The sequence below is a fragment of the Micromonospora sp. NPDC049900 genome, assembly GCF_044461025.1.
Taxonomy (GTDB): domain Bacteria; phylum Actinomycetota; class Actinomycetes; order Mycobacteriales; family Micromonosporaceae; genus Micromonospora.
The window spans coordinates 124,969-139,132 of the sequence record NZ_JBITKM010000008.1 but is presented as its reverse complement, the minus strand read 5'-3'; the positions used below and the strand labels follow the sequence as shown (position 1 = coordinate 139,132).

Genomic DNA, 14,164 nt, shown 5'->3' with positions numbered 1-14,164 from the left:
CGGTTCAGGCGTACGGGTCGAACGGGATGCCGGCGGGCCTGGCGACGCCGAGCAGGTACTCGAACGCACCGTCCTTGATCTTGATGCTGGCCGCACCGAAGTCGGCCGCCATCAGACTGTTCCGCAGGTCCAGGCTGGGCCAGCCGTTCCAGTCCACCACCGGCGGGTAGTGCCAGGTGCCGTAGTGGTTCTCCGGCGGTTCGTCGTTGGCGTTGGCGAGCCGGAAGAAGTGCGTCGACGCGCCGTCCTTGTGATAGACCACCTTGGGATGCGTGCCGTCGAAGCGCACCTGGGCGCGCGGGTAGGTGCGCCGGCTGCTGTGCTGCGTGGTGGTCACGTACTCGACCCGGTCGGCCGCCTGGTCGACCCAGGAGATCACGTGCTCCCAGTCGTGCCGGTGACCGCCGAGACCGCTGCCGTGCACCGCCTGGTCCTTCTCGAAGTAGCTGGCGTAGACGATCGCGCACCAGCCGTTGTTGCACTTCGACCGCGCGTACGTCTGCGACATGTCCAGGTCGGAGCGGTCCCGGCAGCTACCGTTGATCGCCCCGGTGGTCCGCAACCCGCCGTTGATCCGTCCGTCCGGGCTGATCGCCGAGACCGCGTAACAGCCGTCGGTGTCGTAGTCGTAGGCGGGGGAGAAGGACGACTCGTAGCCGCCCGCGTGGTGCGGCAGATTGGGCAGCGAGTTGGCGTACGCGGGCGCGGCGGGCACGAGGACCGCGAACGCGGCCAGCCCGGCCAGCGCTCGGGCCAGGGTGCGACGTCGCCGGACCGGCGGGTGTGCGTGCGGTGTCATCTCTGGCCTCTCCGGACGGCGGCTACCGGGCCGATGTCTCCATCGACGTGCGGCCATGTATCTCATGGTCGACGGGCGCGAGTCAACGAGAACGCGAAGAATCCTCGGCAGCGTGGGAGTGTCCGGTGTGGTGAGGTCGGGCGCTAGAAGGCCGCGACGGCGTAGCGGCCGGTGCGACGGCGGACGTGGCCCCGCCAGCCCGCGAGCAGGGCGATAACGGTCCAGCCGACGACGCCCAGGGCGAGGCTGGTCACCTTGCCGGCGGAGTCGACCCGGTCGGCGTCCTGCAGGGCGATCCGTCCGTCCGGGTCGGTCAGCACCGTGAGGGTGTCACCGACCCGGTAGCCGGGGGAGCTGCCCTGGTAGACGAGCGGTTCGTCGAGCGGGCCGGTAGTGCCGTGCAGGGTGAAGGTGTGCCGCTTGCCGTTGGCCTCGGCGTCGACGATCGTCACCTGCTGGCGGAGGCCGCGCTGCTCCAAGGCCAGGTCGGGGGCGAGCTGCACCGAGCCGACGAGGACGAACAGGGCCGGCAGCAGGGAGAGCAGGGCCAGCCAGGTCGCCCGGTGCAGGAGATGCACGCCGGTGGCGAAGGCCAGGCAGAGGAGTACGCCGGTGACGATGGGGATCGCCCGGGTGCCGGCGGTGGCGTACCCGATGCCGGTGTTCAGCGCGACGGCGAGCAGGCCGAAGATCATCAGCAGCATGGTGCGGCGGACCGACCGTCCGGCGGTCCAGGCGCCCGCGAACTCGGTTGCGGCGGTGGTAGACACGACGAAGATCGTAGGGTCCGCCGTCCAGACCACCACCGCGCGGTCGAGGCCACCGCAGCGGGGGTGGCGGCCGACCCGCCGGGCAGAGACCGATCCGCGAGGTCACCAGCGGCCCGCGCGGGAGGTCGCCACCAGACCGGATCGCCGTGCCGGACGACGCGCCGGGGTGACCAGGCATCCGTCCTATGTGGCCGGTCCGGCTGCCCGGCCTGTCCCGGGATGTCATAGGCTGCCGTCCGGTCGTGAGCCGGTCGAGGAGTGGCATGACGCGTACTGTCCGTGGTCCGTTGCGCCGGCTCGCCGTACGCTGCGGGGTCGTCGTCGGCGCGCCCTGGTTCAACCTGGCCAGCTTCGCCGTGGTCATCGTGAACGCGGTGGCCTTGGGCCTGGAGACGTACGGGAACGTGGTGGCGTCGGTGGGTACGGCGCTGCGTGCCGTGGAGTACGTCTGCATCGCGCTGTTCGTGCTGGAACTGCTGATCCGGTTCGGTGCGCACGCCACCTCCCCGGCCGGCTTCTTCCGGGACCGGTGGAACGTGTTCGACCTGGTGATCGTGGCCGCGCCGCTGCTGCCCGGGGTACGGGAGAACGTGACCCTGCTCCGGTTGCTGCGGCTGGCCCGGATCGTGCGCGCGTTCCGGCTCTTTCCCAGCCTGCGGGTGATCCTGGTGGGCATCCGGCGCAGCCTGCCCGGACTGGCCAGTTTCCTGCTGGTCACCGCGCTGCTCCTGTACGGGTACGCGATGCTCGGTTGGATGCTGTTCGGCACCGCCTACCCGGAGGAGTACGGCACCGTCGGGCAGGCCATGCTCACGTTGTTCCTGCTGCTGTCGCTGGACGGGATCACCGACACGCTCCAGGCGGGCCGTGACGTCACCGAGTGGGCGGTGCTGTACTACGTCTCCTACATGGTGGCCGCCTGCTATCTGTTGACCAATCTGCTGGTCGGACTGGTGCTGACCGCGTTGCAGGAGGCGCACCAGGACGAGCAGGTCGCCGCCCAGCGGGCCGGTCGGCCGACCGGTGGTCACGCCGAGGACGAGCCGTCGGTGCGGGAGCAGTTGGCCCGCGTACAGGCGATCATCACGGACCTGGAGCGGCGGCTGCCGGAACCGGTCCCGGTCGGTCCGCCGACCGCCGCGCGCGCCGGGGCCGTGCCGGAGGTCGGGACGCTCGTCCTGCCGCCGGTGCCACGGCCGACCAGGGAGGCCGACGCCGCCGGGACCGCCTCCGCACTGCCGGGCGGCGTGCGTGACCAGCGACGGGCCCGGACCAGGAACCGCCGCAAGCGGCGTTGACGGTGCCGCCGGGGCACCCGCCGTGGCGGCTGCTCCGGGACGGCCCCGGCCGCGCGGCGCGGCGGTCACTCCCAGCGGAACAACAGGCCCGCCACGGTGGCGCCGAGTACGACCGTGACGCCCAGACCCGCCAGTTGCCCGACCCCGATCGGCGTGCCCTCCCAGGCGGCGCCGAGAGCCTCCACGGTGGCACCGAACGGCAGCCAGCGACCGATGTCGGCGAGTGGGCCCGGCAGTGCGTCCGGTCCGCCGAACATCCCGCCCAGGGCACCGAGGAGGAAGAACACGACCAGACCGATGGCGACGGCGGAGTTCGGGGTGGGCGCGACCGCCGCGACGATCATGCCGGTGCTGTACATGGCGGCCATCGCCAGCGCCGTCACGCCGAGCGCCGCGCCGACGTCGACCGGTGCGTTCGCGCCGAACACCAGGAAGGCGAGCGCGACGGCGGCGGCGATGCCGACGACCGCCTGAAGCACGCTGACGATCACCTGCGCGGTCAGCACCATGGCCGGTGAGGCGGGCGTGACACCGAGCCGGCGCAGGATGCCGGAGCGCCGGTAGTAGGCCAGGAAACTCGGCATGTTGATGATGCCGATCAGCGCGATGACCATGGTGAGCACGAGCGGGAGGACGAACAGGTCCAGCGCGGTCAGCCCACCCGCGACCTCATGTTCGTTCGCCGAGCCGGCGCTGGTCAGCATGATCAGTAGGGGCAGGCACAGCGGGACGACCAGGCCGGGGGTGTCCCGTACGACCATCTTCGCCTCGCAGCGGATCAGCGTCAGCAGCGCGCGTGTCCCCGGTCGGTGGGCGACGACGGTGGTCATGCGGCTTCCTCCAGGTCGAGTTCCTTGCCGGTGAGCGCGACGAACGCGTCGTCCAGGTTGGCGGTGCCGGTCTGTGCGACCAGCCCGGCGGGAGTGTCGGTGGCGATGACGCGGCCTGCGTCGAGGACGGCGACCCGGTCGCAGAGCCGCTCCACCTCCTCCATGGCGTGGCTGACCAGCAGCATGGTCATCCCCTCGGCGCGGAGCCGCTCGATCGTCGCCCACATGCGGCGGCGGGCCTTCGGGTCCAGGCCGGTGGTCAGCTCGTCGAGGATCACCACGCGCGGGCGGCCGACCAGCGCGAGGGCGATCGAGAGCCGCTGCTGCTGGCCGCCGGAGAGCTTGTCGAACGTCGTCCTCCGCTGTCCGGTGAGGTCGACCATGTCCAGTAGCTCGTCGGTCGGCCGGGGGTCGGGATAGAAGCTGCGGTACAGGTCGACCAACTCGGTGACCCGCAACGCGCCGTGCAGGTACGCGTGCTGGAGCTGCACGCCGAGCACCTGCCGTACGCGCCGCCGGTCGGCCCGGGGATCGAGTCCGAGTACGCGTACCCGCCCCCGTTCGGGTACGCGTAGCCCGGCGATCATCTCGACCGTCGTCGTCTTCCCGGCGCCGTTGGTGCCGAGGACACCGACCGCCTCCCCGACGTCGACCCGGAGACTCACCTCGGCCACGGCCCGGGTCGATCCGTAACTCTTGACGAGGTTCTCGGCGAGGATCGCCGGTTCGGCGTTGGTCATGCCCCGACGCTACGGACGCCCCGACCTGGCCACCTGTCCCAGAAGTCACCTCTCGGGGGCATGACTTCCGGCACGGGTACGCCTGCGGCGGGCCGACCTAGAGTGGGGGCGTGCGACGCGTCGGGACGGAGGAGTGGTCCGGCATCGCGATGCTCGTGGTCGCGATCGCCGTCGCCGCGCCCGTGTTGTTCGGGGCCGTCGGCCCCGAGATCCCCCTGGTCCTGTGGACCGCGCTGTTCGTCCTCTACCTCGTCGCGTTGCTCACCTCGGTCGCCGTCGAGCGGCCCGGCCCGCTGCGGACCGGGTCGTTCGCGGTGGCCGTGCTGGCGTCCTGGGCGGTGCTGCTGGCACTGCCCAACTCGGGACTGCTGCCGGTGCTGCTGGTGCTCACCTCGGCGGTCAGCGTGTACCTGGCGCCGCTGCGGGTGGGGCTGGTCCTCGTCGCCCTGAACACCGTGGTGATCGCGGTGAGCCTGCCGTCGGCCGTGTTCCGGTCACCGGAGGCGGTCGTGGTGATCGGCTTCTACCTGCTGATCCAGTTGGCCAGCATGCTCAGTTCGAGCACCCTGCTCCGGGAACAGCGGATGCGCCGCGAGCTGGCCGAGGCGCACGTGGAGTTGCAGGCCGCGAGCGTGCTGCTGTCCGAGTCCGCCCGGACGGCCGAACGCCTGCGGATCTCCCGCGAGCTGCACGACCAGATCGGTCACCAGTTGACCGTCCTGACGCTGGAGTTGGAGACGGCCCGGCACCTCGACGGCGAGGCGTCGCGGACCCACGTGGAACGGGCCAACCGGGTCGCCCGCGAGCTGCTCGGCGACGTACGCGCCACGGTCGGCCGGCTGCGGACCGAACCGCCCGACCTGGAGCAGGCGTTGCGGCGGATGGCCCGTGACCTGCCGGGGCTCGACGTGTCGGTGGACGTCTCGCCGACCGTACGGGTGGACGAGGAGGAGAGCGCGGCGTTCGTCCGGGCCACCCAGGAGATCGTCACGAACACCATCCGGCACGCCGGGGCACGCGAGTTGTGGATCTCGGTGTCCGCCGACGCCCGGGGCACCGTGCTGGAGGCCCGCGACGACGGGTGCGGCGCACCGGACCTGGTGCTCGGCAACGGGCTGCGGGGGTTGCGCGAACGCTTCCAGGCGCTCGGCGGTGACCTCGCCGTCGACGGGCGGGCCGGGTTCCGGGTGACCGCGCGGGTGCCGGCGGCATGACCCGGGTGGTGGTGGTCGACGACCAGACGCTCATCCGGCAGGGCATCCGGGGGCTGCTGGAGGTCGCCGACATCGACGTGGTCGGCGAGGCCGACGACGGGCGGGCCGCGTTGACGGTCGTCGCCGAGACCGCGCCGGACGTGATCCTGCTCGACCTGCGGATGCCCCGCTTCGACGGCATCTGGACGCTCGAACGACTCCGCGCCGCCGAGGTCGAGATCCCGGTGCTGGTCCTGACCACGTTCGACGACGACGACCTGGTGCTCGCCGCGCTCCGGGCGGGCGCCCGTGGCTACCTGCTCAAGGACGTGACGCTGGACCAGCTCACCCGGGCCATCCACACGCTCGCCGACGGCGGGACGCTGATCGCCCCGTCGATCACCGACCGGATGCTGCGGGCGATCCGTTCGGGACCGTCACCGGCCGGGCCGCACGCGGGACCCGTCCCCGGCCTGACCGAACGCGAGCAGGAGGTGCTGCGGCTCGTGGCGCAGGGCTACAGCAACCGGGAGATCGCCGAGGTGCTGTTCCTGGCGGAGGGGACCGTCAAGAACCACGTCTCCACCATCCTCACCAAGCTCGGCGCGCGGGACCGGACGAACGCGGTGCTGCGCGCCCTGCACGAGGGCATCCTCGACTGACGTCGAGTTGGCAGGGGTCCCCTGCCATACCTCAGACGTCAGCAGGGGTCCCCTGCTTGCGCGTGACACGCGGTTGACAACTCCCGGGCGGTATGACGCTTTCGCGATGACATCGGATGGGAGGTGGCCATTAATATTCACGGACATCGATCGCGGCGTATCGGCGCGCCGCGCAGTCCGCAGGGGAGTACCTGATGATCCGACGACAACTGCTGCGCGCGGCCACCGCCGCGCTCGCGGCGGTGCTGGCGGCGACCGGCGTGCAGGTGGTCACCGCCACCGGCGCCGCCGCGGCCCGGACCGTGTACTACGACGCCAGCCGGGCCGGCGAGTTCCGGACCAACTTCGACCAGGCCGCGCAGATCTGGAACAGCCGGGTCAGCAACGTCCGGCTGGTCCCCGGCACGCCGGCCAACGTCACCATCCTGGTCGACACCGGCTGGCCCCGGGCGCAGGTCACCGGGCTGGGCTCCGGCCGGATCTGGATGGGGTGGCAGGCCGTCGACCAGGGCTATAACCGCACCCGCATCGCCACCCACGAGTTCGGTCACATCCTCGGGCTGCCCGACCGGCGTACCGGGCTCTGTTCCGACCTGATGTCCGGCAGCAGCGCGCCGGTCTCCTGCACCAACGCCAACCCCAGCGCGGCCGAGGCCAGCCGGGTCAACCAGCTCTTCGCGGGCAGCCTCAGCACCGCCGGGGTGGCGCAGTCGTACACCTGGACCGAGGACGGCGACGTCGGCACCTTCGTGGTCGGCGGTCGGCCGGCCACCGAGAACTACCCGTGGCTGGTCTACACCTCCGGCTGCACCGGCACACTGATCAAGGCGAACTGGGTGGTCACCGCGAAGCACTGCCCGACCCCGTCGTCGGTGCGGGTGGGCAGCGTCAACCGCAGCAGCGGCGGCGTCGTGGTCGGCGTGAGCCGGGCCGTCAACAACCCCACCATCGACGTGAAGCTGTTCCAGCTCTCCAGCTCGGTCAGCTACGCACCGGCGGTGATCCCGTCCACCTCCGGCGCCGTCGGCACCGCCACCCGCATCATCGGGTGGGGTCAGACCTGCGCACCCCGTGGCTGCGGCTCGGCGCCGCTGGTGGCCAACGAGCTGGACACCTCGATCGTGGCCGACAGCCGGTGCAGCGGCATCAACGGTCCGTACGAGATCTGCACCAACAACACCAACGGCAACGCCGGGGCCTGCTACGGCGACTCGGGCGGCCCGCAGGTGCGCCGGGTCAACGGTGTGTGGCAGGTGATCGGCGCGACCAGTCGGGCCGGCAACAACAGCTCCACCTGCGCCACCGCGCCCTCGATCTACGGTGACCTCCCCTCCATCCGTTCCTGGATCAACACCCAGGTCGGCGGCCTCCCCGTCTGACGAGTCCCCGTGATCATGGAGTTGTGGTGCCCGGAAGGCCGCGAGGTGCGGCGTCCGTGGTACCACAACTCCATGATCGCGTTGGCAGGCCGGGGGCGGCGTCGGCGGGGCGCTGGGCGTGGGATAGTGCCTGGTTGTGGAGCGGTATGGGGTGTTGATCCTGCCTTCGAGTAACCGGGTGTACTCGGGGGCGGCGGTGGAGCTGACGCGGGCCGAGCTGGAGATCTTCGGCGGCAGCGTGCTCGGTGGACGGATCGGGGCGGTCGAGACGGTCGCCGTCGGCGGGGTGCCGTACGTGACCTTCGAGGTCGACGGCGGGCTGAGCGAGCGGGACACCGCGCTGCTGGCCAACCTGTCCAGCGCGTACGCGCTGTTCGAGTTCGTCGGTGACCTGCTGCGGCCGGTGCCGCTGAGCCGCCTGGACCGCTTCGACGACGACCTGGTCACCATTCAGAAGTACCCGGGCAAGACCAACGAGCAGTTCACCAAGCTGCTGCTCAACGTCACCCTGCTCGCCTCGGCCTGGGCCGACGACCTGCTCACCCGGCGGTTCCGGGTGCTCGACCCGCTCTGCGGCCGGGGCACCACGGTCAACCAGGCGATGATGTACGGCTTCGACGCCGCCGGCCTGGACCGCGACAGCAAGGACTTCGAGGCGTACCAGACGTTCCTCAGCACCTGGCTCAAGCGCAAGCGGGTCAAGCACCGGGTGTTGGAGTCCGGGCCGGTCCGCCGGGAACGCAAGGTGGTCGGCAAACGGCTGCGGGTGGAGGTGGCCGCCTCGAAGGAGGCGCAGCGGGCCGGTGACGTGCAGACCGTGGACGTGGTCAACGCCGACACCACCCGGGTCGGGGAGTTCTTCCGCCCGGAGAGCGTCGACGTGGTGGTGGCCGACGCCCCGTACGGGGTGCAGCACGGCAGTCGTACCGCCGAGACCGGCCTGGCCCGCGACCCGCTCGCGCTGCTCGACGCCGCCGTGCCCGGCTGGGTGCGGCTGCTGCGCCCCGGCGGCGCCCTCGGCATCTCCTGGAACACCAACGTGGCCCGGCGGGAGGCCGCCGCCGAGCGGCTGGCCGCAGCCGGTCTCGACGTGCGCGACGAGGGCCCCTGGACGGGGCTGTCCCACCGGGTCGACCAGGCGATCGTCCGCGACGTCCTGGTCGCCCGCAAACCCGGCTGAGTCGTGTTCCCGCACCGGCCGCCGACGGCCGGTGCGGGAACACGGACCGGTCAGCGGCCCTGTGCGTGGGAGCGGGAGTTGCCCGGGCCGAAGGCGGTCAGGAACCGGTCGCGGAAGGTGTCCATCCGCCAGACCGGGGCGTCGGCGTCCGGGGTCAGACCCTCCTGCCACTTCCAGTCCTCGATCTGCGCGAACACCGCCGGGTCCTTGGCCACGATGTGGATCGGTACGTCCGGGCTGGGGTTCTCCCCGGTCACCACCGGAGCCGGCTGGTGGTCACCGACGATGACCATCACCGTGTCGTCATTGCCGTACCGCTCCAGGTAGGAGATCAGGGTACGCAGTGTGTAGTTGATCGAGTGCCGGTAGCCGGTGCGGGCCTGCGCGGCCGGGGTGCCGATGATGCCCCGCTGGAACACCTCGCCGTCGTCGATGTCGTCCCAGTCCACCACCGACGGCACCCTGGTCCAGGGGGAGTGGCTGGAGACCAGCGCCAACTCGGCCATCACCGGGCGGTCCCGGGGGCCGGTCAGCTCCCGCTGGTGGAACTGGTGGATGGCGAACTGGTCGGGCATCGGGGCGAAGGCGAACTTCGGCCCCTGGTAGCCGAGATCGGGGCCGCTGTAGAACTTCTCGTACCCGTAGAACGCCCCCTCCGGCCACGCCTGGTTGACCGCCGGCATCACCCCGACCGTACGCCACTGGGCGCGCTGGAACGCGTCACCCAGGGTGAACCGGTCGGTGGCGAGCAGGTTGCGGTGCCGCTGGTTGTTGTCGATCCAGAGCCCGGAGAGCAGCGTGGCGTGCGCCAACCAGCTCGCCCCGCCGATGGTCGGCGAGGTGAGGAAACCGCTGCGGGACGAGAAACCGGCTGCCGACAGCCGCCCGGCCCCCTCGTCGAGCACCCGCTGGATCGAGGCGAAGTCGGGGTCGGCGACGGCGTCCCGGCCGTAGCTCTCCACGAAGGTGATCAGCACGTTCTTGCCGCGCAACCCGGTCAGCAACTGGTCGCCGGGTACGTCGCGGAACGGGTCCACGTTGATCTCGTCGGTGAACGCCGCCCGGTCGTGCAGCCGCGCGTGCACCTCGACGGCGTGCTCCTGGACCAGGGTGGTCGCGTTGGAGTCGGCCACGTACACGCCCGGCACGATCCGGGCCCCGAAGGCGGCGAGCACCACCCAGACCACCACCAGCGACGCGACGGCCCGGGTGGTGCCGGTGCGGTTGCGGGCCAGCACCCCGGACAACCGGACCGTGGACATCGCGGTCAGCACGGGGATGCCCAGCAGCAGCAGGCCGACCCCGACGGCGATCGCGATGGCACCCGGACGACCGATCGACTCGGCCACGAACGAGAACGCCGGCCCGAGCAGCGACCAGTCCAGCACCAGGTCGAAGGGGCGACCCAGCGACGAGTAGAAGCCCAGGTCACCGACCTTCACCATGGCGACGAGGCCGAGCAGCACACCGGAGACGGCGGCCACCACCCGGCGCGGTCGGCCGGGCAGCGCCAGCAGCAGCGCGGCCAGCAGCAGCGCCTCCAGCGGGATCCGCAGGAACGTGCCCGGCTCCAACTGCCACGGCCGGTTGGGCAGCGTCAGCGTGGCCAGCACCAGCAGGGCGGCCAGCACGGTCACCACCCGGGCCAGCACCGCCCGCCGTCGGCTGGGCGCCGTCGTCGGCTCGTCGGCCGTCCCGGCGACCTCCGGTGCGGGCGGGGTCGCTGTCGCGTCGTCCGGTCGCTCGGTGGGCTCGGTGGTGCGGGCGTGGTCGGTGCCCGGCGTGGGGGCCGGGTCGGAGATCGACAACTGCTTCTCCCGGGTCAGCGCAGCGACAGGACAGGCGCGGGTGGCATGTCGCGGTCCTCGATCCGGTCGACCCGACGGGCGACGACCGGTGCCGGCAGGACCACCACCGCGGGTACGACCCGAGGCGCGCGTTGCCGCCACAGCCATCCGACGTCGCGCCCGAACGACTCGACCAGCATGCCGAGCGCGGCGACCAGCACGAGGGTGGTCAGCGGCCCGGGCAGCACCTGGGACGCGGCGACCGCGAGCATGATCCCCTGGACCGCGGCGACCACCTTACGCCAGTACCGGGGCGGCAGTTGCCGGTCCATCCAGGGCAGTGCCCAGCTCGCGACCAGGAAGGCGTACCGCATCAGGCCGATGGCGAGCACCCACACCCCGACCGACGGGGCGACGTAGCAGCTCAGCATCAGCACCAGGAACGAGTCGACCTCCATGTCGAACCGGGCGCCGAGCGCGCTGGAGGTGCCGGTGTGGCGGGCCACCTTGCCGTCGACGGCGTCCAGTGCCAGCGCCACCCCGGTCATCGTGACCAGCAGCACCACCGGCGCCGGGCGGCCGGCGATCAACGCGTCCGCGATCAACGCGGTCACCCCGCCGACCAGCAGCCCCCGACCCATCGTCACCCAGTCGGCCGGTCCGAGCCGGTCCGAGCCGGACCCGCGCAGGCCACGTACGAGAACCACGCAGGTCACCGTGCCGTACGCGAGCCCGGCCACCCAGCCGGTGACGCCGAGACCGACGCTCGCGGCGAGCCCCGCCAGCAGGACGATCTGAACGATCAGCCCGATTTGCGGACCGGTTCGAACTGTGGACACCGTGCCTCCGTGTTTATGATCGACGACCCCTGTCAAGGATGTACGGAAAACATGACGGATCGGTTCGGTCCGGACCCAGGCAAAGGAGAACTCGGTGACCCGAACGGCTCGCGCCTTCTGGCTCACCCTGCCAGGCCAGGGTGAGATCCGCTCGGCGGAGCTACCGGCACCCGGCCCGGAAGAGGTGCTGGTCCGGGCCCTTTTCTCGGGCGTGAGCCGGGGCACCGAGACGCTCGTGTTCACCGGCGCGGTCCCCGAGAGCCAGTACGACACCATGCGCGCCCCGTTCCAGGAGGGCGACTTCCCGGCCCCGGTCAAGTACGGCTACCTGAGCGTCGGCACCGTCGAACAGGGGCCGGAGAAGCTGCGCGGGCGTACGGTGTTCTGCCTGCACCCGCACCAGAGCGCGTACGTGGTGCCGGTCGACGCGGTCACCGTCGTACCGGAGAACGTGCCGGCGGCCCGTGCGGTGCTGGCCGGCACGGTGGAGACCGCCGTCAACGCGCTCTGGGACGCGCCGCCGCTGGTCGGCGACCGGGTCACCGTGATCGGCGGCGGCATGGTCGGCTGCGCGGTGACCGCCCTGCTGGCCCGCTTCCCCGGGGTACGGGTGGAACTCGTCGACACCGACCCGAGCCGCGCCGAGGTGGCCGCCGCGCTCGGTGTGGACTTCGCCACTCCGCAGACCGCCACCGGGGGACGTGACCTCGTGGTGCACGCCAGCGCCACCGCCGCCGGGCTGCAACGCGGCCTGGACCTGCTCGCGCCCGAGGGCACGGTGCTCGAACTGAGCTGGTACGGCGACCGCCCGGTGCAGCTCTCACTCGGTGCCGCGTTCCACTCGGGACGACTCACCATCCGTAGCAGCCAGGTCGGCATGGTCGCCCCCGCCCGGCGCAGCAGCCGCAGTTACGCCGACCGGATGGCCCTCGCGCTCGACCTGCTCGCCGACCCGGCGTTCGACGCGTTGATCACCGGACGGTCGCCGTTCGGGGAACTGCCCGACGTCCTGCACCGCCTGAGCGGGGGCACCCTGCCCGCGCTCTGCCATCTCATCACCTACGACGGGGAGTGAACCGTGTTCAGCGTGACCGTCCGTGACCACATCATGGTCGCCCACAGTTTCCGGGGCGAGGTCTTCGGCCCCGCCCAGCGGCTGCACGGCGCGACGTTCGTGGTCGACGCCTCCTTCAGCCGCCCCGACCTCGACGCCGACGGCATCGTCGTCGACATCGGACTGGCCACCGACCAGCTCAAGGCGGTACTCGGCGAGCTGAACTACCGCAACCTCGACGACGAGCCGGCCTTCGCCGGCACGAACACCACCACCGAGGTGCTGGCCCGGACCATCGCCGACCGGCTCGCCGACGCGGTGGCCTCCGGCGCGCTCGGCGCGGGCGCGCACGGGCTGACCGGCATCACCGTCACCCTGCACGAGTCGCACGTGGCGTGGGCCGCCTACGAACGGTCACTGCCGGGCGGGACCGGCGGGGGCGCCGCCTGACGTGCTCGTGCCGCATACACCTCCGTCGGGCGAGGATCACGTGCCGACCCTGCACGTGATCCTGCCCGGCGACATCGACGACCCGGCCGCACCCAGCGGCGGCAACGGCTACGACCGGCGCGTCTGCGCCGGTCTGGCCGCCGCCGGTTGGCCGGTCCGCGAACACGCCGTGCCCGGCGGCTGGCCGCAGCCGTCCCCGGCCGAGCACGCCGCGCTGGCCGAGGTGCTGGCCGGGCTCCCCGACGGTGCGCCGGTCCTGATCGACGGACTCGTCGCCTCGGTGGTCCCGGACGCGCTCGCGGCACACGCCCGACGGCTGCGCCTGGTCCCGCTGGTGCACCTGCCCCGTGACGACGACGCCGAGGCCCGCGCGCTGGCGACGGCCAGCACCGTCGTCGCCACCAGCGCCTGGACCCGCGACCGGCTGCTGGAGCGGTACGCGTTGCCCGCCGAGCGGGTGCACGTGGCCGCACCCGGCGTCGACCCGGCTCCGCCCGCGCCCGGGTCGCCGGAGGGCTCGGCACTGCTCTGCGTCGCGGCCGTCGCCGCGCACAAGGGCCACGACGTGCTGGTCGAGGCGCTCGCGGCGGTCGCCGACCGGAACTGGACGCTGACCTGCGCGGGACCGCTGCACCGGGACCCGCCCTTCGTCGACCGGCTGCGGACCCGGCTCGCCGCGCACCGCCTCGCCGACCGGGTACGGCTGGCGGGTCCGCTCACCGGCGACCGGCTCGCCGCCGCGTACGCCGCCGCCGACCTGCTGGTGCACCCGTCCCGGGGCGAGACGTACGGGATGGTGGTCACCGAGGCGCTGGCCCGTGGCGTGCCGGTGCTGGCCTCGGCCGTCGGTGGGCTGCCTGCCGCGCTCGGGCACACCCCCGACGGCGTACGGCCGGGGCTGCTCGTGCCGGCCGAGGACCCGCAGGCGCTGGCCGACGCGCTGCGGCACTGGCTGGACGACGCGGCGCTGCGGGTTCGCCTGCGTACCGCCGCCCTGCGACGTCGCGACACGCTCGACGACTGGACGGCCACCACCACCCGGATCACCACCGCCATCGAGGAGGCATTGGCGTCATGAACGAGCGTCAGCGAGTGAATCATCAGGTCAGGGCACTGGTGCTTCATGGTGGCACGCAGCGGAGCGGAGTGCCGGCATGAACGAGCGTCAGCGAGTGAATCATCA

Annotated in this window: 14 protein-coding genes; 8 read left to right on the top strand and 6 right to left on the bottom strand. The window is 72.0% G+C overall.

Going from position 1 to position 14,164, the window contains the following annotated elements; all coding sequences use genetic code 11:
• Window positions 1–4: 4 nt before the first annotated feature.
• Window positions 5–799: an NPP1 family protein gene (locus tag ACIBMZ_RS19450; RefSeq protein ID WP_396695604.1), complete on the bottom strand. Its 795-nt coding sequence runs from the start codon at window positions 797–799 to the stop codon at window positions 5–7.
• A 143-nt stretch (window positions 800–942) separates the two neighbouring features.
• A complete protein-coding gene (locus ACIBMZ_RS19445; protein ID WP_396695602.1) occupies window positions 943–1,569 on the bottom strand; it encodes a hypothetical protein in 627 nt (208 codons plus the stop codon).
• Window positions 1,570–1,832: 263 nt separating this feature from the next.
• Here ACIBMZ_RS19445 and ACIBMZ_RS19440 point away from each other — a divergent pair, with 263 nt between their 5' ends.
• Window positions 1,833–2,867 (top strand): ion transporter, encoded by a 1,035-nt coding sequence (locus ACIBMZ_RS19440; RefSeq protein ID WP_396695600.1) that lies wholly within the window; start codon window positions 1,833–1,835, stop codon window positions 2,865–2,867.
• A gap of 65 nt (window positions 2,868–2,932) precedes the next feature.
• On the opposite strand, the gene ACIBMZ_RS19435 is transcribed toward ACIBMZ_RS19440, so the two are convergent.
• Window positions 2,933–3,697, bottom strand: coding sequence for an ABC transporter permease (locus ACIBMZ_RS19435; protein WP_396695598.1), 765 nt, complete (start codon window positions 3,695–3,697; stop codon window positions 2,933–2,935).
• Window positions 3,694–4,437 carry an ABC transporter ATP-binding protein gene (locus ACIBMZ_RS19430; protein WP_396695596.1) on the bottom strand — a complete coding sequence of 248 codons (744 nt, stop codon included), beginning with the start codon at window positions 4,435–4,437 and terminating at the stop codon, window positions 3,694–3,696. The genes ACIBMZ_RS19435 and ACIBMZ_RS19430 overlap by 4 nt, the downstream gene beginning before the upstream one ends.
• Before the next feature lie 110 nt (window positions 4,438–4,547).
• Here ACIBMZ_RS19430 and ACIBMZ_RS19425 point away from each other — a divergent pair, with 110 nt between their 5' ends.
• From ACIBMZ_RS19425 to ACIBMZ_RS19410, 4 genes are all read left to right on the top strand, one after another.
• The gene (locus ACIBMZ_RS19425) at window positions 4,548–5,651 is read left to right on the top strand and encodes a sensor histidine kinase (protein ID WP_396695594.1); all 1,104 of its coding nucleotides are present in this window, start codon (window positions 4,548–4,550) and stop codon (window positions 5,649–5,651) included.
• Entirely contained in the window at window positions 5,648–6,292 is a 645-nt protein-coding gene (locus tag ACIBMZ_RS19420; protein WP_396695592.1) for a response regulator, read from the top strand. The genes ACIBMZ_RS19425 and ACIBMZ_RS19420 overlap by 4 nt, the downstream gene beginning before the upstream one ends.
• 194 nt (window positions 6,293–6,486) lie before the next feature.
• Window positions 6,487–7,671 carry a snapalysin family zinc-dependent metalloprotease gene (locus ACIBMZ_RS19415; protein WP_396695590.1) on the top strand — a complete coding sequence of 395 codons (1,185 nt, stop codon included), beginning with the start codon at window positions 6,487–6,489 and terminating at the stop codon, window positions 7,669–7,671.
• Between the two features lie 151 nt (window positions 7,672–7,822).
• A complete protein-coding gene (locus ACIBMZ_RS19410) occupies window positions 7,823–8,851 on the top strand; it encodes a TRM11 family SAM-dependent methyltransferase (protein ID WP_396695588.1) in 1,029 nt (342 codons plus the stop codon).
• Between the two features lie 50 nt (window positions 8,852–8,901).
• On the opposite strand, the gene ACIBMZ_RS19405 is transcribed toward ACIBMZ_RS19410, so the two are convergent.
• Both ACIBMZ_RS19405 and ACIBMZ_RS19400 read right to left on the bottom strand, forming a co-directional pair.
• On the bottom strand, window positions 8,902–10,659 hold the full coding sequence (locus ACIBMZ_RS19405; protein ID WP_396695586.1) for a sulfatase-like hydrolase/transferase: 1,758 nt from the start codon (window positions 10,657–10,659) through the stop codon (window positions 8,902–8,904).
• Between the two features lie 14 nt (window positions 10,660–10,673).
• Window positions 10,674–11,477: a CDP-alcohol phosphatidyltransferase family protein gene (locus tag ACIBMZ_RS19400; RefSeq protein WP_396695584.1), complete on the bottom strand. Its 804-nt coding sequence runs from the start codon at window positions 11,475–11,477 to the stop codon at window positions 10,674–10,676.
• Between the two features lie 94 nt (window positions 11,478–11,571).
• Here ACIBMZ_RS19400 and ACIBMZ_RS19395 point away from each other — a divergent pair, with 94 nt between their 5' ends.
• Genes ACIBMZ_RS19395 through ACIBMZ_RS19385 form a run of 3 tightly spaced genes read left to right on the top strand, consistent with a single transcriptional unit; the run spans window position 11,572 to window position 14,059 of the window.
• The gene (locus tag ACIBMZ_RS19395) at window positions 11,572–12,552 is read left to right on the top strand and encodes a zinc-binding alcohol dehydrogenase (RefSeq protein WP_396695582.1); all 981 of its coding nucleotides are present in this window, start codon (window positions 11,572–11,574) and stop codon (window positions 12,550–12,552) included.
• 3 nt (window positions 12,553–12,555) lie between these two features.
• Window positions 12,556–12,981 (top strand): 6-pyruvoyl trahydropterin synthase family protein, encoded by a 426-nt coding sequence (locus ACIBMZ_RS19390; protein WP_396695580.1) that lies wholly within the window; start codon window positions 12,556–12,558, stop codon window positions 12,979–12,981.
• A 40-nt stretch (window positions 12,982–13,021) separates the two neighbouring features.
• The gene (locus ACIBMZ_RS19385; RefSeq protein WP_396695578.1) at window positions 13,022–14,059 is read left to right on the top strand and encodes a glycosyltransferase family 4 protein; all 1,038 of its coding nucleotides are present in this window, start codon (window positions 13,022–13,024) and stop codon (window positions 14,057–14,059) included.
• Window positions 14,060–14,164 lie beyond the last annotated feature (105 nt).

Excerpts from the sequence above, each read along its gene's own strand:
- ACIBMZ_RS19450 (WP_396695604.1), bottom strand. The coding sequence starts at position 799 with ATGACACCGCACGCACACCCGCCGGTCCGGCGACGTCGCACCCTGGCC.
- ACIBMZ_RS19440 (WP_396695600.1), top strand. The coding sequence starts at position 1,833 with ATGACGCGTACTGTCCGTGGTCCGTTGCGCCGGCTCGCCGTACGCTGC.
- ACIBMZ_RS19435 (WP_396695598.1), bottom strand. The coding sequence starts at position 3,697 with ATGACCACCGTCGTCGCCCACCGACCGGGGACACGCGCGCTGCTGACG.
- ACIBMZ_RS19430 (WP_396695596.1), bottom strand. The coding sequence starts at position 4,437 with ATGACCAACGCCGAACCGGCGATCCTCGCCGAGAACCTCGTCAAGAGT.
- ACIBMZ_RS19420 (WP_396695592.1), top strand. The coding sequence starts at position 5,648 with ATGACCCGGGTGGTGGTGGTCGACGACCAGACGCTCATCCGGCAGGGC.
- ACIBMZ_RS19415 (WP_396695590.1), top strand. The coding sequence starts at position 6,487 with ATGATCCGACGACAACTGCTGCGCGCGGCCACCGCCGCGCTCGCGGCG.